This is a genomic window from Calothrix sp. NIES-3974 (assembly GCF_002368395.1).
Lineage (GTDB): Bacteria > Cyanobacteriota > Cyanobacteriia > Cyanobacteriales > Nostocaceae > NIES-3974.
The window spans coordinates 4,735,913-4,758,609 of record NZ_AP018254.1; the positions used below are offsets into that span (position 1 = coordinate 4,735,913).

Genomic DNA, 22,697 nt, shown 5'->3' on the forward strand with positions numbered 1-22,697 from the left:
TTAATTTTGGTTTTAATACAAAATATAAATAATTATATGCTGCGGGATAAAAGGGAGGGTACGGTGTCGTTAGCGGAAGATATTCTGGCGAAAATTCCTGGTGATGCGTTGACAAATTTGCGACGCGCTGACCAACTGTTGGCGAATTTGCAGGGGAAAAATACTACCCCTGTTCCCCAAGTAATTAGCCACAGTCAGGAGATGTTAACAGGGGATTTTGACTATGATGTGGTGATTTGCGGTGGGACTTTGGGGATATTGTTGGCTGCTGCTTTAGCAAAACGGGGTGTGAAGGTAGCATTGTTAGAACGGGGTGTATTGCGGGGAAGGGTGCAGGAATGGAATATTTCCCGACGGGAATTGGAGGTGTTTATTGATTTAGATTTGCTCACTGCGGAAGAATTAGCACAGGCGATCGCCATTGAGTTTAATCCGGTGCGTGTCGGTTTTGCTGGAGGTTGGTCTGCTTGGGTGGAGGATGTTTTAAATATTGGTGTTGATCCGGTTTATTTACTAGAAATCCTCAAACAAAAGTTTTTCGCAGCAGGGGGAAAGTTATACGAGCAAACTCCTTTTACTGGTGCGGTAATTCACCCGAATGGGGTACGGGTACAGCAGCTATTTACAACTAGGTTATTAATTGATGCAATGGGTCATTTTTCCCCTATTTCTCAACAAGCTCGGAAGGGGAATAAACCCGATGCTTTATGTTTAGTTGTGGGAACCTGTGCTGAGGGTTTTGTGGATAATTCCTCTGGTGATTTATTATTTTCTTTTACTCCCATCGAAAATCAATGTCAATATTTTTGGGAGGCTTTTCCCGCACGGGATGGTAGGACTACTTATCTATTTACCTACCTGGATGGTAAGACAGATAATTTGTGTTTAGAAAAGTTATTTACTGAGTATTTCCGATTATTACCGGGATACCAAAATATAGAGTTAGAGCAATTAAACTTTTTACGCGCCTTGTTCGGATTTTTCCCTAGTTATCGCCAAAGTCCCCTATCAACACCTTGGAATTACATATTACCCGTTGGTGATAGCAGTGGTTCCCAATCTCCCCTCAGTTTTGGTGGTTTTGGAGCAATGGTAAGACATTTAAAAAGGTTAACTATCGGCATTTGTGAAGCCTTAGAAGTAAACGAATTATCCGCACCCGCTTTAGGTTTACTCCAACCCTATCAACCAAATCTTTCCGTCACCTGGCTATTTCAAAAAACCATGAGCGTGGAGCCAAATCAGCAAATTCCACCGACCCAAATCAACGATTTATTATCAGCAGTATTTACCCAAATGCAGCAATTAGGGGAACCCGTACTCAAACCATTTTTACAAGATGTAGTGCAATTTTCCGGACTAACGAAAACCCTGTGGCAAACCTCCCTATCCCATCCGTTAATTATTACCAAAATCCTCCCCCAAGTGGGTATATTCGCCCTGTTGGATTGGCTAATTCATTACACTAATTTAGGAATTTACACAGTTTTACACCACCTGCAACCATTTTTGACAACTTGGGTGAAAAATTTACCAGACAAATCCCAGTACTATTGGCATCGTTATTTTGATGCATGGAAATATGGTTCCGGAAGTGATTTCCACCACCTTGATTAATTTTCATACTACTCCCCTGGAGACAACCCACCGGGTCGTCTCTACTCCCTATTCAGTTTTAGGGATTTGTGAGAAACCCGGTGTTAGCATGTATCGACTAAATCCAAAATCCATAGACGCACGTAGTGCGGATCGATCGAAGAGTATTCCAAAATCTAAAATCCAAAATCCTCTGCCTTTTCCGTAGTTATACGCAACTTATTTGTGTTAATTCACAGGAAAATATGAGATAATGGCTCGTCAATTTGCCAATAGTCCCATCACTTGGCAGCAAGGCTGATAAATCTATGCAATCATTTTTCCAAGCTGTTTCATCTCCCTTAGATGCGTTGATTAATTTCCATCCAGTTATTGTTGCTCCCCCAACAACGGTTTTCGAGGTGATGGAGTTGATTTGCGATCGCAGTCAAAAAAATGATTATGCTTTGGTAGTTGAAGCGGGAAAAGTAATTGGTATAGTCACCGCTCAAGATATTCTCCAGCAAGTGGTGGGAGGACTGGATCTGCGTCAAACTCCCGTGGGAAAAATTATGGCAGCAGTGGAAGTTTGTTGCAACTATGAAGATTGTCACCTGACCCATGTGGTCAATCTCTGGAAACAATTTCAACCGTCGGTTTTACCTGTTGTTGATACCAATGATGGTTGCGTTGTGGGAGCGATCGCAGCTCATAATTTGTGTCAATTCATCCCTAATATCCAAGCAACTTGCGAGCATCTTCTGAAATTCATGGATGCAGCAAATGATGTTTTAATAGTTTGCGATCGCCAAGGCAAAATTATTGATGCTAATTCCCATTTTTGTCGTGTTTTGGGATATGACTGGGAGCAAATATACTATCGCCAGTTCACGGATTTAGTGGTATCCCCCGTGGAAGAAAGTTTGTGGGAATGTGTGTTGGGGGGGGTTCCGGTGCTGCTAGAACAGACTTTCCTGGGTGCAAACGGTCAACAGGTGAAGTGGGAAGTGCGTTATTGCAGCTTGGAAGTAGACGGTAAAAGTTTGGTGTTGCTACGGGGTACAGATATCAGTCAACATCAAAATGCGATCGCAGCTTTATACGAAGTTGAATCCTGTTTTCGCGCTTTATCGGAAACCGCACCCGTAGGAATCTGGATTATGGATCACCAGGGAAAGGTGACTTTTGTCAGTAAATATTTATCAGATTTTACCGGGGAACCGACGGAAAAATTGCGGAGTGATAGCTGCGGAGATTGGGTTCATCCCGATGACTACGAACAAAATAAAATTAATTTTCAAACTGCATTTTCCCAACATCAACCAATCACATTAAAATATCGTTTGCGTCGTCATGATGGAGAATATCGTTGGCATTTAGATCAAGCTTCACCAAGATTCAATCTCGATGGCGAATTTATTGGTTATGTCGGTGCGGCTGTGGATTTTCATCACCAAATTGAAATTCAAACCGAAATTGAACAAGCTTTAATAATTAGCGAAGCCACCCAACTGGGAGCATTAGCAAATATCCCCCAAATGGTGTGGATGTATAATGCCAATCGAGAAATTATTTATGTTAATCAACGGGTTTTAGATTATTTTCAAACCACCTTAGCTGAGGTTAAGAGTAAACAGGGTAAAGGTTGGCATAAATGGCTGCATCCGGAAGATTTAAAGGTAGTTTTAGCAGAATTAGACCTCAAATCTCCCCTGGGAGAATCAGTAGAAATGGAATTACGGTGGCTGCATGTACCTAGCGGTGAATACCGTTGGCACTTAAGTAAATATGTGGCAATTCGCGATGAAAAAGGCAACATCGTCAAATATTTGGCAACCGATACCGATGTCCACGAATTCCGACAAACTCAAATTCAACTAAAACAAAGCGAAGCTCGCTACCGACAACTGATTGAACTGACCAGTGATATGCTCTGGGAAGTAGATAGGGAAGGTATAATTACTTACGTCAGTCCCAATGTGGAAAACCTACTTGGCTACTCCCCCCAGGAATTAATTGGTCAATCCCTATTTGGATTCATGCCCACAATTGAAAAGAAACGATTTCAATCCCGGTGGTTAGCAGCCTTAGCCAATGATTATGCACCGTTGAAGGATTTAGAAATTGAAAAATACCATAAAAATGGTGATTCGATCTATTTAGAAGTAAGTGGATTGGCAATTTTTGATGAGGATGGTAATTGGTGCGGTTATCGAGGGGTGAAAAAAAATATTACCGCCAGAAAAAAAGCGGAGGCTGCTCTATACTATAAAAATAGTCAACTCCAAGCGATTTTAGATTACTCCCCCACCTTAATTTATCTTGTGGATTTGGATAATCGTTACATTTTAGCGAATCAAAAAATTGCTCGCCTATTTAATCTTTCACCCCAGGATTTAGTTGGTAAACATATCTCGGAATTTTTACCCCCAGAAACTGTCGCCGAATGCATTACTAGTAATACAAAAGCAGTTCAACTTGGCGCTCCCATCAAGGTTGAGGAATTTGTCAAAAACCCTGACAATACCCAACATACCTATATTTCTGTCAAATTTCCCCTCCGGGATACTAGCGGTAAAATCTACGCTGTTTGTGGTATTTCCACTGATATTACGGAACGCAAACACCTGGAAGAAAATTTAATTCGCTTTCAAAAAGCCATTGAAACCACCGTCGATGGGATAGCAATTGCCAATACTCAAGGTCAAGTGATCTACATTAATCCCGCCTTTGTATCGCGAATGGGCTACACCCTGGAGGAATTAAACCAAGGCAATAACTCGATTTTAATCTATGGTCAACGCAAATGCGCTCGCAGAGTCTATCACCATATCGTACAGGGAAAACCCTGGAATGGGGAAGTTGTCATGGAGGATGCTGGTGGTCAGCTATTTGATGCCAAAATGCGGGCTGATGCAATTTGCGATCGCCATCAACAAATTATTGGTTATGTTGCCATTTACACTGAAACCACGGAAATGCGCCACATGGAGGAGATGATTCGACTACGGGATCGGGCTTTAAGTGTGGGAACCCACGGTGTAAGTATTAGTAACATGAAGTTACCCGATGCACCTCTAAGCTACGTTAACGATAGTTTTGAACGCCTAACCGGGTTTCAGAGCCATGAAGTAATTGGTCGTAACTGTCGCTTCCTCCAACGTTTCGACCATCACCAACCGGGATTAGAAGGTCTGAAATCTGCTATTCGCCGACGAGCTACCTACACCGCAGCCATCAGAAATTACACCAAAAACGGCACCATGTTTGTCAATGAACTAACCATTGCTCCTGTATTTGACCAAAAGGGTCATTTAACCCATTATGTCGGTGTGCAAAGGGATGTTACGGATGAAAAGCAAATTGAAATTGCCCTGCGAATCAGTCGGGCTAGACTGGATCATGTGATGTCATCTAGTCCCAGTATTCTCTATTCCTGCAAAGACTTTCAAGATATTACCATTAGTTTTGTCAGCAGTAATATTTTGAATATTTTGGGTTACAATCCCGAACAATTCCTCTTTGATACCGAGTTTTGGGAAAAACAAATCCACCCCGAAGACCGGGAAGCTGCGATGCACATCCGTAGGCAGATTTTAACATCCGCCACTGACCTTAGTTTAGAGTATCGTGTACTCAATTCACAGCAGGAATACGTCTGGATTTTTGATACCTTGACCATACTCAAAGATAATTGCGATCACCCCCTAGAAATTATTGGTCAATGGATTGATATTACCGAGCGCAAACAGCTAGAAGTGGAATTACGATTAGCCATAGAACGAGAAAAAGAACTCCACGAGTTAAAATCCCGTTTTATCTCCATGACTTCCCATGAATTCCGCACACCCTTAAGTACCATCCTTTCTTCTTCCGAATTATTAGAATACTACCGCCACAAATTAACAGAAGAAAAACAACTTGGACACCTCCAAAGAATTCAAGCTGCGGTCAGACATATGACTAATTTACTCAATGATGTTTTATTAATCGGAAAAGCTGAAGCTGGAAAACTGGAATATAATCCGCAACCCATCGAACTCGTCTCATACTGCCAATATATAATTGAAAATATTCTCATCATGATTAAATCTACTGATAGAATCCTATTTACCCACTCGGCAGCATCAATCCCAGCCTATATGGACGAGCGCTTATTAGAACATATCCTCACCAACTTGCTCAATAATGCCGTCAAATATTCCCCACCAGAAACAAAAGTTAACTTTGATTTAGCCGCCACTTCTACCCAAATTACCTTTACAATTCAAGACCAAGGAATTGGTATCCCCCCCTCCGATATCCCCCATTTATTTGAATCCTTCCATCGAGCGACTAATGTTGGTAATATTCAAGGTACAGGATTAGGACTAGCGATTGTCAAACAATGTGTCAACCTACACCAAGGCGAAATTGACGTTTACAGCGAGTTAGGTAAAGGCACAACATTTATCGTCAAATTCCCCCATCAAAACCCGTAGAGACGACCCAACGGGTCGTCTCTACCGTTGGGTCGTCTCTACCGTTGGGTCGTCTCTACTATCAATAATAATTAATTATGTGATTAATTATGTGAATATCAAGTTAATTGATTGACAAACAGGGACTAAAAAAGCCACAACTGTGATAATACCTTTATAAATAGCCAGACAGGATTAATCCCATACTTACTATTGTGTTCCCTATTCCCCGTACCCTTTCTTGACGTGTCCAACGACTTAATAGCTTGATTCTTCGGTTCTACCGTCTGTCAGCGATAGGAAAAATTGTAATATACTTGTAACTTCGGAAAAAGAGGATATTGTGACCAAAATTTTAGTGATTGAAGACGAACCCACAGTCCGTGCAAATCTCGTTGATTTACTTGAAGCCGAAAACTTTGAAACCATTGCGGCAGAAAACGGTAGAATCGGAATTGAAAAAGCGATCGCCCATAACCCTGATTTGATTTTGTGCGATATGATGATGCCGGAAATGGATGGCTACGGGGTATTAACGACCTTGCGGGAAGACCCGAAAACATCTGTTATTCCCCTGATATTTTTAACAGCAAAAGCATCTAAAAGCGATATCCGTCAAGGGATGGATTTAGGTGCGGATGACTACCTGACAAAACCCTTTACCCGTGCGGAATTACTCAGTGCAATTTTCGGTCGTCTCGAACGTCAAGCGAGTTTGAAAAAGTATTTGCAAACTACATCCGAATCCAGTGCTTCATCGAGCGAAATTAATATCATTAAAAACTGTTTACTCAAAACCCTAGAATCGGAAAACTTTCACGAATTTCAAGTTCATTATCAGCCCATAGTGGATATCGAGACTGGAAAAATAGTTGCTGCGGAAAGCTTAGTCAGATGGCACAGTCCAGAATTAGGTTTAGTTTCCCCCACCAAATTAATACCCCTAGCCGAATCCACAGGATTAATTATCCCCATCAGTGAATGGATACTCAACGCTGCTTTGCAACAATTGAAAGGTTGGGTAGACAAGGGCTTTCGTGATTTATGTTTATCAGTAAATATATCAGTTAATCAATTAAATCAACCCGATTTTTGTGAACAAATTATAGCACTGTTAGACAGCTATCATCTTGCTCCAGAAAACCTGGAATTAGAAGTGAGTGAAAATTCAATTCTTCGCAATTTTAAAACCTCCGTTAACACCATTAGCCAACTCAAACAACAGGGAATTAAAATCGCTATTGATGATTTTGGTTTAGGTGATTCCTCCCTCATGTTATTACACCAAATGCCAGTAGATATCCTCAAAATATTCCGTTACTTTATCCATAAAGTTTCCCAGGACACACAAAAAGCGGCCATCACAAAATCCATGATTCAAATGGCACGCAGTTTAGATTTATACGTAGTTGCCAAAAGCGTTGAAAACGAAGAAGAATTAGATTTCCTCCAAACCCACGGTTGTAATGCCATCCAAGGATTTTTATTTAGTCAAGCCGTAGTTGCTGAAGAATTTGAAGAACAACTAATGACCGATAGGAGATTGGCAACACCGATTAGTTAAGGGAATACAGGATACCTAACTAGGGTCTGCTGTTCGCAAAGCGCAGCGCAAGCTGTAAAAGTATTTTAGTGAGGGTAGGGAACTCAAAATTCCACTGATGTAGAGAGAGACGCGATATATCGCGTCTTTTATCTCGTCCCTACGCTCCGCGTGGGGACGCATTCCACAAGGCTCTGCCTCAAACCAGCAAACAGAGTTCAATAACACTGTATCAAGAACCATAGTAAATTTGGGTTCTAACTAACTTTTAACTTGAGCGCCATGCAAACGGGGGTCAGTATTATCACTACCACTAGGTGTAACAGGTGGTTTAAAAGCCGAAGTTGCACCACTTGCTTGAGCATAGGGTAAATTATCCCCAGCAATCAAAGCATTGAGATTATCAGCCATAATTGTTCGGGGAGTATCACCTATGGCTTGAGCTACAGCTTCCCCTTTGCGATTAACATAGACAAAATGGGGTATACCATCGACTTGGTACTGGGTCATTTCCGGTAGCCATTTACTATTATCGACGTTCAGCATCACAAAATTGACTTGACCTGCATACTCGGTTTCCAAAGCAGCCATATCTGGAGCCATTTTTTGACAAACTGTACACCAATCAGCGTAAAATTCAATTAGGCTGGGTTTACCATTGGTCAAAGCGACTTCCAAGGGTATGGATTGTTGACTCAGGCTAGCGAGACTAGTGCTAGTGGCTTCTGTACGCAGTCCAATAATGAAAGCCACACTCAGAGCGATCGCCACAATTGCAATTAAAAAATTTCTCACTCTTTTCCCCTGTATATCCGTATTAGTTAGGACTGGTTCTGTCATAATCGTTTCAATGTTGGTGCGATAAAAATTAATGATAATTACAATTTCAGTTTAACCGAATTTATTATAGGAAGTTATCACGGAATACCCAAATGTCCAACACTAATTTTGTAAATCTTCCAAGGAATTAGGTATTTGCATCTTCGAGATATGTGTAAAATGCTCTACCATTAAGGGCATAAATATCAATAATCCCCCCAATACAACTAAAAATATGGAAATAGCAATAATACTATCACGAGGGATATCTAATACACCCTGAAGAATTACTTCCCGTAGCGAGGAAACGATGGAAATTTCCACAGCTGCACCAACGGATATCCGTCGTTCTTGTAAATAATCTACTAACAGGCGAAATAATTCGACTAAAATTAAAATAAATAGAATATCAGACGTTACCTGACGTAAATCTAAAGGTTGTAATAAACGGGAAAACAAATCCACTAGTCGTGATAACATGACACAAAATAAACCCAAACAGAGGGAAATTACAATAAAGTCTTGAAATAGTTCTAAATTTCTGACAATTGTATGGAGTTTAAACCATTTAGTTATCTGGGTGGGGATAGGATTTGGCATATTTAATTTAAAGCTATTTATGGATTGTGATTGTTGGGTGATAATTCAATCATAAATAACTATGGGTTGATTATTTGTGGTATTAGATACGACTCGTTTTTTAATTGGAAATAGTAATACAATTTTCACGTGAAGTTACACAATTTTTCTGAAACAAGGAGGAACGACGAAGCAATCTCATAAGCCTACTCCCAAAAAACGAGTATTAAAATCGAATTTTAAAACATCCTCTAACCATATTCGACATAATTTTTTGATTTCACTAATTACACCCAAACTGAGATATTAATATTACTTTGAAGGACTTAAATGATGACCGCAGCGCTTACAATATTGAGCATCAGCATCGTGAAATGCAAGTCCACAATTGGAGCAAATAATTTTAATTTGATTAGCTGTTTTCACTAACCTTTTAATTAAATCTCCTACTTGCCAAGGAATGAGGGCAATACCCGTAAAAATCATCAATACAGTTAAAATTCTGCCGAATTGGGATATGGGTGTCACATCTCCAAAGCCAACTGTGGTCATTGTCACCACTGAAAAGTAAAATGCGTCAAAAAAGGTTTTAAAAGTGTGGGGATTAACGGGATGTTCAAACTGATAAATTAATCCGGAATAAACAAAAACAATTGCAAATAGGGTAAACAAAATTCTGGCAAAAATTACACCATCTTCCGAATTGATACCAAAAATATATTTACTGTCAATCAAACGAATTAACCGCAGAATCCGAAACCAGCGAAATAAACGCAAAAAACTAATATCAAAAGCGCCAAAAAAGTAGGGTAAAATAGCGATTAAATCAATGATGCCATAAAAACTCACCATGTAAGCTAACTTCTGTTCTGCACTCCACAACCTGACTAGGTATTCTAGAGCAAAAATAACGACAATAATCGTATCTATCGTTTTAAATAGAATTAGTAAACTGTTGGGTAAAGCATAGGTTTCAGTGACGAAAATAGCAGAAGAGATAAAAACTAACCCTGCGATTGTTAAATTAATTAATTGACCGAGAGGTGTTTCTAGGTCTTTAAGATAAAATGCTGTCTGTTCTCGACTTAATTGCATAAGTAAGTATACAGGAGTCCTATATAGGGCTTGCTGAAAAATAGTTAGACTTGATATTGTTTACACTAATGCTTGCTACATATTAGGGGCTGTAACCGTTGATTATTTTAGTTTCATTCATATCAAAGTACAAGAGAATCGATATTGGACTTTAGATATCGTAAGCTGTTGAGGCTATTTTGGCTGAAAAAAAGTGCAAATACATGGGTATATAAAACTTCAAAATCTGGCATTTGTAATTTTTTTGGGTCTTTTGAAAAGTAGAATTATTAGTTTAAAAGTACAGACGACCCGACGAGTCCCCTCTACCCACTCCCCATTCCCTACCCCTACTAAAAGACTTATTCCGCAAACCCCATACAGATATTGAATAAAATACCTTTGAGAAAGTCGCTGTTGCGTCCACAGTAAAGTTTCTATTCACCACTCCCTATTCCCTGATCCAATAGATAGATTCAAAAACTCAACCGGATTTCTATAGGTTATTTTTCCGCGTCCCCATCCTGAAGATAGGATAGATAGGAATTGGCAAAAATAGCAGCTTGAGTGCGATCGCGTAAACTGAGTCGATTTAAAATGTTGGTGACATAATTTTTGACTGTTCCTTCGGAAATATACAACTCCTGGGCTATTTCTCGATTACTAGCGCCGTTGGCAATCAATTTTAATACTTCTTTTTCCCTGGGTGTGAGTTCTGTTAAACTAGGGGGTGGGATGGGACTGTCACAAACATGATTACCAGGGTACTGGGTGAGTAGTTTTTTGACAATTCCCGGTCCGAGTTGGGTATATCCCTTATGTACAGCCCGAATTGCTACCGCTAATTCCTCCGAAGGTGTATCCTTAAGGAGATAGCCCATTGCCCCATTTTGCATGGCCGCTGTCACATACTCATCATCATCAAAAGTTGTTAAAACCAACACTTTGACCTGGGGATAATTTTTTTGGATTTCTAAAGTTGCTCGCACACCATCCATAACTGGCATTCGCATATCCATTAAAATGACATCAGGATGCAACTGGGGAATTAAATCGAGAGCTTCTCGACCATTTTCAGCCTCACCGACAATTTCCAGATCCGCTTCCAATTCTAGTAAAGCTCGTAAACCTTGACGAATCAAATTTTGGTCATCAACCAGCATAATTTTAATCATTTTTTCCTGTCACCCGAATGCAAAGGGATTTTGACTTCAATCTGACACCCTTGATTAGGTGCTGTGGCGATCGCAAATTCACCATCTAAAGCAAGACTGCGATCGCGCATACTTTGTAAACCAAACCCGGTCGTTTTTTGCTGGGGGTCAAAACCCATACCATTATCGGCTACTTGTAATAAAACCTGATTCGGTGTACTGACCAAATATATATCAATCCTACTAGCATGGGCATATTTAGATATATTAGTCATGGACTCCTGGATGATGCGATAAACTGCGCTACTAACTTCCGTAGGTAGGGGATGATTCAGGTGGATTTGATAGGTGGGTTTTATACCTGTGGAGTGTTGACAATCTTCGATTAATTTGAGTATAGATTGCTGGAGAGATTTTCCTTCCCAAGGATGCGATCGCATAGCGGAAACAGAATGACGCACATCTTGCAGGGATTTAGAACCTAACTCTTTCGCACGGGAGAGAAATTCTTGGGCTTTTTGGGGGTTGGATTGCCATAATTTTACTGCTGTTTCCAATTGTAAATTCAAAGCGGTCAGAGAATGTCCCAAGGAATCGTGGATTTCTCTCGCGATGCGATTACGTTCTTCGAGGGTAGCTTGATTTTCAATTCTTAAGGCATATTCCCTTAATTTTTGATTCGCAATCTTAAGTTCATCACGGCTTTTTCGCTCCGCTAACACTGCATTCATTAACAACAAGATAAATATTAACGTGATACTAAATAAAGTGGCTAAATTAAACCCAAAAACCCGGAATTTATGGCTAATTCCCGGAGTAGCAAAGGGCGAACTATAAAAACGGAGCATCAAAGTTAACAAAAATAAACTAAACGCGATCGCTGTGACAATTAAGCGCCCTGTTAACTGAAAAATCAAACAACTACGGGTGACTAAAACAAGGTAAATAACCGGAAATAACCTCGCTGTTTTCCCCAGAAAAAAAGTTGTAATTACCACCAAAATAATTTGTAATCCCGTATAAATCACCTTCACAGGAGTATTATTCGTTGGTAATCGCAACCCCATTAGTCCAAAAGTAATTAAACTTAACACAGCCCATTCCGGCATAGATGTACTTGGATATCTCCGGGGGGGAAGGGGTACCATTGTCATAAAAATAGCCATTCCCAGTAATATCCACTCCAAATACAATAGGAATCGAAAAGGATGATTTTTATATTGAATCGGACGATTCACGTTTATATTCCTCAAATTTGAAAACAGGGAGTAAAAACGACCCGGTGGGTCGTCTAGGTAAAAACGACCCGGTGGGTCGTCTAGGTAGTAGAGACGACTCGGTAGGTCATCTCTACAGAATTAGGAATAATTGATTATAAATATCTAAAAATATGTATTTAAAAGCAACAAAAATCAGGCTTATATAAATAAAAAAAGGTTGAAAATTGTCATAGTGAAACCATTTCATCTATCTTGAAAACACAAATTACTCCAGTTCTCCAGCAACACCAAAAATCAATCATAATAAATTCTGACTCCTGTATCCTATATTCTCCATTCTCATCTCATCATAGAATTGTTACACTTACCAGGGTATATGACTTTAGTCATAGATGATGACATGACTTTCTGCTTGGGAAATTATTGGATGGTCGTGACTTTTTCTAGATGTTTTTTGGTATGTTCAGTTTCTATGATGGGGACATCCCAATGGGAAAAGTAAACCAACTCAAGCACATACACAAATTAAAAGGTAGAAACCGATGAAATTTAAAGCATTACCCCTAATTGCTAGTGTTATCGCTGTCACTCTGACCACCGTCCCCCTATCAGCTAGCGCTCAAATGCGTTTTAACCGTGCATCCTTCATGTCTGCACAAGCTCAAGGTAAACCTGGTTACGGTGCTAAATTTGAACGTTTAGGCTTAACAGATGCACAACGTACTCAAATTCAAGCTATTATGCAAGAAGGTCGCGCAGCAATGGCTAATGTTTTAACACCTGCTCAACGTCAACAATTGGAAGCAGCAAAACAAAGTGGAAATAAAAGAGGTGTATGGCGTGAGTTAAACCTAACTGAAGCACAGCGTACCCAAATGCGTCAAATCAAAGAATCGCAACAACAAAGAATTAATGCTGTACTCACCGAAGAGCAACGTCAGCAATTAGCGCAAATGAAAGGAAATAGAGGAAATCGTAGACAATTTCGCAATCGTTAATTTTTAAGTTTTACTTCTCAACTAGCTAGTTAGATTTTTAGAGTTCTATTGCCTATCTAGACCAAATTAGCATTCAAGCAGGTTACAGGTCGAATAGTACATTCCTGGTTTCCTCACACACCACACACAACCATGTCAGCATCACATTCCTGAGACTATTTTACAACTGCGGCAAGCCCTGGGTTTGCCGATTTTTGTAATACCAATTGGAAAAAAGAATGCAACAGATTATTTTTTTTAGAGACATAGCATTGCTAAGTCTCATGTTAAATATGTGTTGCAAAAATTTTGGGAATCGGTGTCAATTATGGAATAAACAAACGACTAACACCCAGGTAATTGTCAATTGACAGAACAATATCAACCAGACTTGCGCTACATTGCTCCCGATATTCTCGCTCAACCAATCGATCCAAATTTCCAATTGTAATCAACAGCTAGTTCAGCAAGTTATATCAAAACAGGATGCAGGAATAGCTGACACAAATCAAACTGGAATTCCATATCCTCAATATCTATCTTGAGATAGGAAATATATATCCGAATGGTACTTTCAACCAAAAATGGAATTGGATCACTTCATATCAGATAATTGTTAATTAACACTATCACCTACTTTTACATGCTTAAAATCTAATTTTCAGATTGGATCAAGGAGTTAGACCCAGTGAAAAAGTTAACCCTAACCCGTGGTGAACTAGAGCGCAATATTTCTCAAGATGTTATCCGTTTTTATATCCAACAGTTAGGACATACCCCTGATAAGGTTAGCTGTCAAATTTGCGACAATAAGTTAATTATAATTCTTGATGATTCTATTACTTTGGCAGAACAAGTTTTAATTAAAGAGGGAGAAAACGAATTAGCTGAAGAAGTTCGTTCTAAACTTGATGAGGCAATTCAAGAACCCCTCAAGCAATTAATCGAAAACATGATTGGTATCAATGTAATTGATCTTTTCTCTGACGCAACCTTAGAAACAACGCGAACTGGTATTATTGCCGTACTTTCAGAAGCTCCTTCATTCCGTCAAAACTCTTCTACGACAAAGGCTAAATCCAATAAGCCTAGTTCAGGAAAGGAAAAAGCCAGCTAATACCCGAAATTGGATTTTAGATTTTGGATTTTATTCTGAATACCCTTTTGATATCAGGGTTTTATCTTCCTATTTATCCCATTATTTTTCCAAATTAGTTTTTTTGTATAATTTGCTAACAACACAGGTAGCGATAATTATACATAATGTATAAGCGTAAATACTTGGTTCCAGGCTTTGATCAACACCTTTATATGGAGTATCGCGAGAATCTGATTAAACATCTCTAGCTATAAGCATTGAAAACTTTACCTTTTACTTTGACTTTTTACCAATGCCTAACTCTTACGTATAGCGCTTCCTACTCTGGTGTACCGTTTTACTTTGGAGTTGACTCCTGACGGGGAGCGGGGGAAGAAAATGTATCAAAATTTCAGTGAAATGGTATCAGGTTAATTTTTATAAAATTAGTTTGCTTTTATCATTAACGTGTGTACACATCCCTTAACCCTAGGTTAACTTTAGGATAGAAATATCTGAACAGTCTAATCCTATCGATTAGGAAACAGACATTAACTGACATTACAGGTTCCCAGTGGATGTAGATAACTTCAGTTGAGGTTGTTGAGCAATAGGTTCATTTTCCTCGGGTTCCCTGTTTCCAACCCCCATCAGACTTTTTCCCCAAGGCTCTAGATTAAGCTCTGGACAAAAATAAATACAGAAAGCTTTGTCCCACATGCCAATGTAGTGTTTGTACAAATATTGATTGATGTATAGCGGACGGCAAAAACCCAGCTATCACCAGCCGCATCCTCTACCACAAAGAAGTTTTTCAGAAAAATATGTAGTTTTACAATTATTTCATCTTAATCTTTAAGTAATATTTAAAAACTTTTTTATAATCAATACAGCAATCTTTGCTCCACTCAAAGATTCTTAATTTATTGTTAAAAAAATACGTGAAAAGCATTTATAATGCCAAGGATTCTTGTAATTGATGACGACCCCGCGATTTCGGAACTTGTTGCCGTCAACTTGGAAATGGCTGGTTACGATGTCAGTCAAGCCGAAGACGGGATTAAGGGACAGGCGTTAGCATTACAATTGCAGCCTGATTTAATCATGCTGGACTTAATGCTACCCCGTGTAGACGGATTTACAGTCTGTCAGAGATTACGAAGGGATGAACGCACCGCCGAAATCCCAGTTTTAATGCTGACAGCCTTAAGTCAAACCCAGGATAAGGTGGAAGGGTTTAATGCTGGTGCGGATGATTATCTGACCAAACCCTTTGAGGTGGAAGAAATGCTTGCTCGTGTTCGAGCATTGTTACGACGTACCGACCGCATTCCCCAAGCTGCTAAACACAGCGAAATCCTCAACTACGGTTCATTAACCCTGGTACCGGAACGGTTTGAAGCAATTTGGTTTGGCGAAACCGTGAAACTAACCCATCTAGAATTTGAACTGCTTCATTGTCTGCTGCAACGTCACGGACAAACCGTTTCTCCCAGCGAGATTCTCCGGGAAGTTTGGGGATACGACCCTGACGATGATATCGAAACCATTCGCGTCCATATTCGTCACCTACGCACCAAGTTGGAACCAGACCCCCGTCATCCTCGTTATATCAAAACCGTTTACGGTGCTGGTTATTGTTTAGAACTTCCTAGTACTCCAGTATCAGGAGATAATGCAACTGCATTGGGTGTCGAATAGTTTTCGGGTGTTTCTCGCTCCACAATACACGCCAAATTGGCGCTCGTGTAGGCTTTTGCACGAGTGCTTGTTGTTATTTATGTGTAGGTTCTGAAATCTCAATCAATAGCGGTGGGCAGAAGGTTGTAAAATCTTTGTTAAATTTAAACAGTATTTAACAAATTGATCAGGGTGGGAAATTTTCCCCAACCAATCAAATCTGAATTCTCCCCACAGCTATTTAGGTACTAGCATGACAGCAACAACCCCAAAAGCGACATCCACCCATCCCCAGTTTTGTGAAGGAATTCAATATTTTGGGGAATCTCTACCAGAATTTGCCAAGTACGGTCAAAGTAGCGCCATTAGGGCTGGAGAAACTGCGGTTAACCCCAATGACGATACAGCAGTGTACCAGACTATCCTCTATGCAGATGCCCTACGCTACCTTACCTTACAAATTACAGGAGCGAAAGCATCAGGACACCCTGGTGGGTTTGCTAGTCAAGCGGAAGCCTATGCAGCCCTAGTCATGCTGGGATACAAGAATATTATTACCGAAGTTGGGCATCATGCGCCTGGTTTTTACAGTGCCATGTTTTTAGATCGTTCCCTAGAAGACATGGGGATTACAACAGTACAACAATTGCGCGATCGCTTTCGTGAGAGACACGGTTTACTAGGACATCTTTCAGGTTATATTCCGGGAATTCTTGCACCTGCTGGTCCCTTGGGACAGGGACAACATTTTGCCATGGCCGCAGCTTTACTCCATCGGGATCAATTATTTCCGTTTACCGTCGGTGACGGGGGTTTAGGTGAACCCTACATTATGAGCGGAATGGCCCATTTCCATACAGCCTATCCCCAAGTCACTAATTTCCTACCTGTGTTGGTGTGGAACGGTTTCAGTCAAGAACACCACAGCATGGTTTCCACCAAAACCAACGCTGAGATGATTACCTATTGGCAAGGGAATGGCTTTGTCGAAGTTGTATTGGTGGATGCTAAGGATTTTGACGACCAGAACCAACCGGGTGATTATGTCGATAGTACGGCGTTTTCCTGGGCAAAACGGATGGAGTTTACCCAAGCAGTGTTAGCAGGGGTGGATAAGGCTGCAAAATCAGCTTTATCGGGAAAACTGACCGTATTTATCATTAAGCAACTCAAGGGTGCAGGTGTACACGCACGGGGAGCGAAATCCCACAACCTCTATCCCAAGGATACCCTCGACGCACCCCACATCGTTGAGGCATTAAAAGCTCGCGCTCTACCTCCTGCTGCATGGCAATTGGTGCGGGAGAATGTAGAGAAAGCTGGAGGTGGTCCAGCAGCAAAAACCGTCGTTACCGAATTTATTTTACCCTTGGCTGAGATTGGTTCCCTACCCTTAGAAGAATATCCAGTTGGTGGAGAAGCAAAAGTGGCTACTACTGCAATGGGTAAGTTGGTGGGAGTAGTTGGACAACAAGACAAAAACTTTATTGTCACCAACGCCGATGGCAACGAAGCATCGGGTATTGGTAATATTAACCAGGCATTGAAGATTAACCACCCAGTCGCCGACGATTTGTATAATCAGGTACCCGGAGGTCAGGTGTATGAACCTCTAAGTGAAGATGCTTGTGCGGGATTAGCAGCAGGGATAGCCCTAATGGGGGGAAGAAGTTTATGGTGTTCCTATGAATCCTTTGCTGTGAATGGTTTACCAATTTGGCAAACCGTTACCCAAGCAATGGCGGAATTACGTCGTCCTACCCCATCAACAGTTACCTTATATACAGCCGGGGCTTTAGAACAGGGACGCAATGGTTGGACTCACCAACGTCCAGAAATAGAGGCCTACTTTGCAGCGATGATGCGTAACGGGAATATTTTTCCCCTGTTTCCCTGTGATGCAAATAGTATCCAAGTTTGCTATGACTGGGCTTTAACAACGAAAAATAAGGGGATTGTGATTACTGCGAGTAAATCCCCCCTACCCATTAGAACTACTTTTGCCCAAACTCAAGAGGGATTAGAAAATGGTGCGGTGGTACTGCAAGAACTGTCAGGAGATAAAACAGTGGTTTTTGCGGTGATTGGTGATATGACCTTGATACCAGTATATGCAGCTGCTCAACAATTACAAGCTCAAGGTATCGGTAGTCGAATTGTCGCTGTGATCAATCCCCGGCGTTTGTATCGTCCCCACGATGTTGCTTGGGATACCTGTGCAGAGGCTGACGGTGGTTTTATTGATGATGGTAAATTTGCCACCCTATTTACTGGTGATGCCTTAATTGGGGTGACGGGTGGTGCAGCAGCCATGTTAGAACCAATTATGCTCAGAAGTACCTGTCAACGGGATACTTTTGCTTGGAAAAGGGGAGAAACTACCGCCAGTGCAGGGGAACTGATGGCATTTAATGGTTTGACTGCGGAGGCTTTAGTGAAGCGCAGTGCGGATTTAGTGGGTTAGCTTTTTCTGAGGGAGTGGGGAGTCGGGAATAGGGAGTGGGAAAAAGCACATAGTAGCGCTCACAGCGCTGCATATTCAAGCTTTTTCGCGACTAAAGTCAAGATTACAAACCCCTTCAGAACTTATTTGGTCGAGTAGACACCACCCTACAAGTGCGGTGAGGATGTCAAAAAACCACGATTAACACATTCAAACATTCGCTCATTAAGTCCGAGTGTTTCTTTTTGGGGCTTTACACTATTCATACCAGATTCATACAAGTTAATTGACGCTCCCACGACTTAAAGCCGTGGGATTCTTGTTTCATTCAGCCGACTTACTTAAAGGAGTCTCCCCACTTAAGCAGAGGTCGTTCTGTCCACAAGCTTTAGATTCTGTGCGCCCCACAGTACTTTTTAATCCTTTGTTCAAAATCATAGTCGCCGCGTTATAGTCACGGTGCATCACTGCACCACAACAATGACATTTGTGGGTACGAGTGGACAAAGATTTCTGAACTCGTGTCCCACAAACAGAACAATCTTGCGATGTGTAGTGAGGTGCAACTGCTATCACCCAAGTATCAAAAACTTTGCCATAGTAGTCTACCCAATCAGTAAACAGTGACCATGATGCGTCACTGATAGATTTAGCTAAATGATGGTTCTTAACCATGTTTCGCACCTGCAAGTCCTCATAAACTACCAAGTCGTTTGACTGGACTAGAGTTCTTGCTGTCTTCACAGCAAAATCTTTCCTCTGTCTACTTACCTTGAGATGCTTTTTCGCCAACTTTTTAACAGCTTTGCGGCGATTAGAAGAGCCTTTTTTACATCTAGAAACTTTGCGTTGTTTGCGTTTCAAAGACTTCTCAGACTTACGCAAAAATCTGGGATTTTCAACTGTCTTGCCATCAGAATCAGTGTAGAAAAATTCAAGTCCTACATCAATTCCTACTTGTTTACCATTGTGCTGATGCTGTTCTTTGCGTTCCGCAAATGAAACTAGAATAATCAACGGTTACAGCCCCTGATATGTAGCAAGCATTAGCGTAAACGATATTACTATCTACTACTTATACCAATACTTATACCAACTTAAAAAAGTTGGCAACACATCTAGAATAGGAGACGTAGCAATGCTACGTCTCCTACAAAATTCGACAAAATTTATCTGTCCTATTTTTTTCAGGTATTGTATTCTGTCTCCTGTATTCTGTATCCTCCATCCTTTACTGTTCCCAATTCCTTCATAAAATACGGTATACACGTAGATGTGTAAATTCGATAAAGAGGGTGAAATACCGCATAGGTAATGATGACGCTAGCAATTTCAGGCATTAAACTGTGGATAATTAAAGTCCTCGTTGCTACATGAAAGCATACGTATAAAACTAATGGCGTTGTTAAACATCTCTTAAATCGAATTCGATATCAAAACATTAAACTATGGCACTCGAACAACTTAGTTGCGGACAGACCACCGATTTAATTATTGGGAGAGAATCTGAATACCGCGACTTGCAGCCACAAACTGCACCTGTCGGGACTCTCGCAAAAAATCAGGGAACAATATCTACTTTTTTGGCTCCTCTTACCCAAGATACCTTTAAACAGGTGGTGCGGGAAGTTGAACAAAAACTATTGATTGTGAATCAAACCCTATCGATGTTGGATTCGCAGGGTTTTGAGACAATCCTCCAGGAGATGTTGCATTCGATTACCCTGAAAACAGGGGAGTTATTGGGAGCAGACCGAACGACAATTTTTTTATTGGATGAAGAAAAACAGGAACTGTGGTCAATAGTAGCAGCATCCGAAGGCGATCGCTCGCTGGAAATCCGTATTCCTGCGGATAAGGGGATTGCGGGGGAGGTAGCAATTCACCGGGAAGTTGTGAATATACCCTATGATTTTTATAATGACCCGCGCTCGATTTTTGCCAAGGAACAGGAAAAGCGCACCGGATACCGCACTTATACCATGTTGGCTTTGCCTTTACTCAACGAACAAGGGAAATTAGTGGCGGTGGTGCAATTACTCAATAAACTCAAACCCCATTGTGACCCCTCAATCCCCCTTGCTGACAGAATTGATTTAGGTGGTTTTACGAGTACAGATGAACAATTATTTCAAGAATTTGCCCTTTCCATCCGCTTAATTTTAGAATCTTCCCGTTCCTTTTACGTAGCTACCCAGAAACAACGGGCTGCGGCGGCACTGATGAAGGCGATTGAATCCCTCAGTCAAAGTAGCCTCGATTTAGAAGATACCCTCAAACGGGTGATGGATGAAGCCAAGGAATTGATGAGCGCTGACCGTAGTACCCTGTGGTTAATCGATCGGGAAGCTCAGGAACTGTGGACGAAAATTCGTCAACCCGATGGAACCATGCGGGAGTTACGGGTTCCCTTGGGGAAAGGATTTGTTGGTCAAGTAGCTTTAACCGGGAAAACCCTGAATATTCCTTGTGATTTATACGACCATCCCGACTCCGACACCGCCAAACAAATGGATCAGCAAAACGGCTATCGCACCTGTAGTTTATTGTGTATGCCGGTATTCAATGCGGATCGGCAGTTAATAGGTGTCACCCAACTAGTTAATAAGAAAAAAAGCGGAGAACACCCCCCCTATAATCCAGCCGATTGGCCAAAAGCACCCGAATGTTTCCAAGCAAGCTTTGACCGTAACGATGAAGGGTTTATGGAAGCCTTTAATATTCAAGCGGGTGTAGCTTTGCAAAATGCTCAATTGTTTGATACCGTAAAACAGCAGGAGCAGATGCAGCGTGATATCCTCCGTAGTTTATCGAACGGAGTGATTTCCACCGATAAAAATGGACGGGTGGTTGCTGCCAATGAAAGCGCTCAACGTTTACTTGGCTTGTCAGAGCGTTTAGAAGGGCGTAAAATCCACGATATTATTAATATCAAAGAAGGGGATTTTCGCAAATGGTGCGACCATGCTCTGCAAACGGAAAATGCCAACAATAGCCAACAGTATTATCCCGACCGCACCCTGATTACAGCTAACCAGGAACAGCATAGCGTCAATCTTTCCATCAATGCGATCGCCGATGCAAGTGACCAGCAACAGGTACGCGGTGCTTTGATCGTCATGGAAGATATCAGCGATGAAAAACGCCTCAAAAGTACCATGTACCGCTACATGACCCAAGAATTGGCAGAAGAACTACTCAAACTCGATGATGCCAAATTAGGAGGCGATCGCAAAGAGGTATCTATTCTCTTTTCCGATATTCGCGGCTATACCACCCTCACAGAAAACCTGGAAGCGGAGGAAGTGGTCAGTATGCTCAACGAATATTTTGAATCAATGGTGGAAGCTGTTTTCACCCACAAAGGAACCCTAGATAAATACATCGGCGATGCGATTATGGCCGTATTTGGTTCCCCCCTTCCCCTAGAAGAACACGCTTGGATGGCTGTCCAAACCTCCCTGGAAATGCGTCAACGTCTGCGTGAATTTAACCACCGTCGTCACCATGATGGTAAACCCCGCATTGATATCGGTATTGGGATTAACTCAGATACCGTGATCAGTGGTAATATCGGCTCCAGCAAGCGAATGGAATTTACTGCCATTGGCGACGGTGTAAACCTGGGTTCCCGACTGGAAAGCGTTACAAAACACTATGGTTGTGATATTGTCATCAGTGATAATACATATAATCCTTGTCAAAATCACATCTGGGCCCGAGAGCTTGATTTCATTCGTGTCAAAGGACGCAACGAACCAGTGGCTATTTACGAGTTAGTAGGTTTACGCACCGACAATATCAGTCCCGCCAAACTTTCCGCCATCGAACACTACCACAAAGGACGGGAATACTACATCCAGCGTCAATTTACCCTAGCTCAAAACGAATTCACCAAAGTAATCGCCATCGACCCCAACGATAAAGGCGCTCTCATGCACCTAGCTCGTTGTCAGCACTGGTTACAAACTCCCCCCACCGAAGCCGACTGGGACGATGGTGTGTGGACATTCAAGGAGAAGTAGGAAATAGTATTCCACCACACTAACTTTGGATGGGTAAGGAAAAAGGTACGTAGCTGCGCTAGTCTACAAC

At 41.2% G+C, this 22,697-nt stretch carries 13 protein-coding genes and 1 pseudogene; 8 read left to right on the plus strand and 6 right to left on the minus strand.

The features are described 5' to 3' along the window. The first annotated feature begins 36 nt into the window (after nucleotides 1-36). From CDC37_RS19080 to CDC37_RS19090, 3 genes are all read left to right on the plus strand, one after another. Complete coding sequence (locus CDC37_RS19080) at nucleotides 37-1,617, plus strand: FAD-dependent oxidoreductase (RefSeq protein ID WP_231943112.1); 1,581 nt, start codon at nucleotides 37-39, stop codon at nucleotides 1,615-1,617. A 287-nt stretch (nucleotides 1,618-1,904) separates the two neighbouring features. Continuing rightward, nucleotides 1,905-6,056, plus strand: coding sequence for a PAS domain S-box protein (locus CDC37_RS19085; RefSeq protein WP_096624155.1), 4,152 nt, complete (start codon nucleotides 1,905-1,907; stop codon nucleotides 6,054-6,056). 322 nt (nucleotides 6,057-6,378) lie between these two features. Further along, the gene (locus CDC37_RS19090; protein WP_096624157.1) at nucleotides 6,379-7,599 is read left to right on the plus strand and encodes an EAL domain-containing response regulator; all 1,221 of its coding nucleotides are present in this window, start codon (nucleotides 6,379-6,381) and stop codon (nucleotides 7,597-7,599) included. A 240-nt stretch (nucleotides 7,600-7,839) separates the two neighbouring features. Here the strand turns inward: CDC37_RS19090 and CDC37_RS19095 are convergent, their stop codons facing one another. From CDC37_RS19095 to CDC37_RS19115, 5 genes are all read right to left on the minus strand, one after another. Further along, complete coding sequence (locus tag CDC37_RS19095) at nucleotides 7,840-8,418, minus strand: thioredoxin family protein (protein ID WP_096624159.1); 579 nt, start codon at nucleotides 8,416-8,418, stop codon at nucleotides 7,840-7,842. Nucleotides 8,419-8,520: 102 nt separating this feature from the next. Then, entirely contained in the window at nucleotides 8,521-8,997 is a 477-nt protein-coding gene (locus tag CDC37_RS19100) for a phosphate-starvation-inducible PsiE family protein (RefSeq protein ID WP_096624161.1), read from the minus strand. 291 nt (nucleotides 8,998-9,288) lie between these two features. Next, the gene (locus CDC37_RS19105) at nucleotides 9,289-10,071 is read right to left on the minus strand and encodes an ion transporter (RefSeq protein ID WP_096624163.1); all 783 of its coding nucleotides are present in this window, start codon (nucleotides 10,069-10,071) and stop codon (nucleotides 9,289-9,291) included. A gap of 482 nt (nucleotides 10,072-10,553) precedes the next feature. Next, the gene (locus tag CDC37_RS19110; protein WP_096624165.1) at nucleotides 10,554-11,225 is read right to left on the minus strand and encodes a response regulator transcription factor; all 672 of its coding nucleotides are present in this window, start codon (nucleotides 11,223-11,225) and stop codon (nucleotides 10,554-10,556) included. Then, complete coding sequence (locus CDC37_RS19115; protein ID WP_096624167.1) at nucleotides 11,222-12,442, minus strand: sensor histidine kinase; 1,221 nt, start codon at nucleotides 12,440-12,442, stop codon at nucleotides 11,222-11,224. The genes CDC37_RS19110 and CDC37_RS19115 overlap by 4 nt, the downstream gene beginning before the upstream one ends. 524 nt (nucleotides 12,443-12,966) lie before the next feature. Here CDC37_RS19115 and CDC37_RS19120 point away from each other — a divergent pair. The 4 genes from CDC37_RS19120 (at nucleotide 12,967) to CDC37_RS19135 (ending at nucleotide 18,623) form a co-directional block, all read left to right on the plus strand. Then, nucleotides 12,967-13,422 carry a Spy/CpxP family protein refolding chaperone gene (locus CDC37_RS19120; protein ID WP_096624169.1) on the plus strand — a complete coding sequence of 152 codons (456 nt, stop codon included), beginning with the start codon at nucleotides 12,967-12,969 and terminating at the stop codon, nucleotides 13,420-13,422. A 667-nt stretch (nucleotides 13,423-14,089) separates the two neighbouring features. Next, entirely contained in the window at nucleotides 14,090-14,518 is a 429-nt protein-coding gene (locus CDC37_RS19125) for a DUF2294 domain-containing protein (RefSeq protein WP_096624171.1), read from the plus strand. 918 nt (nucleotides 14,519-15,436) lie between these two features. Then, on the plus strand, nucleotides 15,437-16,180 hold the full coding sequence (locus CDC37_RS19130) for a response regulator transcription factor (protein ID WP_096624173.1): 744 nt from the start codon (nucleotides 15,437-15,439) through the stop codon (nucleotides 16,178-16,180). 232 nt (nucleotides 16,181-16,412) lie between these two features. Continuing rightward, nucleotides 16,413-18,623 (plus strand): transketolase, encoded by a 2,211-nt coding sequence (locus CDC37_RS19135; RefSeq protein WP_096624175.1) that lies wholly within the window; start codon nucleotides 16,413-16,415, stop codon nucleotides 18,621-18,623. 303 nt (nucleotides 18,624-18,926) lie between these two features. On the opposite strand, the pseudogene CDC37_RS19140 reads toward CDC37_RS19135, so the two are convergent. Next, nucleotides 18,927-19,595, minus strand: a pseudogene (locus CDC37_RS19140) (RNA-guided endonuclease InsQ/TnpB family protein); the annotation flags it as partial. Nucleotides 19,596-20,050: 455 nt separating this feature from the next. On the opposite strand from CDC37_RS19140, the gene CDC37_RS19145 reads away from it, so the two are divergent. Then, nucleotides 20,051-22,627: a GAF domain-containing protein gene (locus CDC37_RS19145; protein WP_096624177.1), complete on the plus strand. Its 2,577-nt coding sequence runs from the start codon at nucleotides 20,051-20,053 to the stop codon at nucleotides 22,625-22,627. The last annotated feature ends 70 nt before the right edge of the window (nucleotides 22,628-22,697 follow it).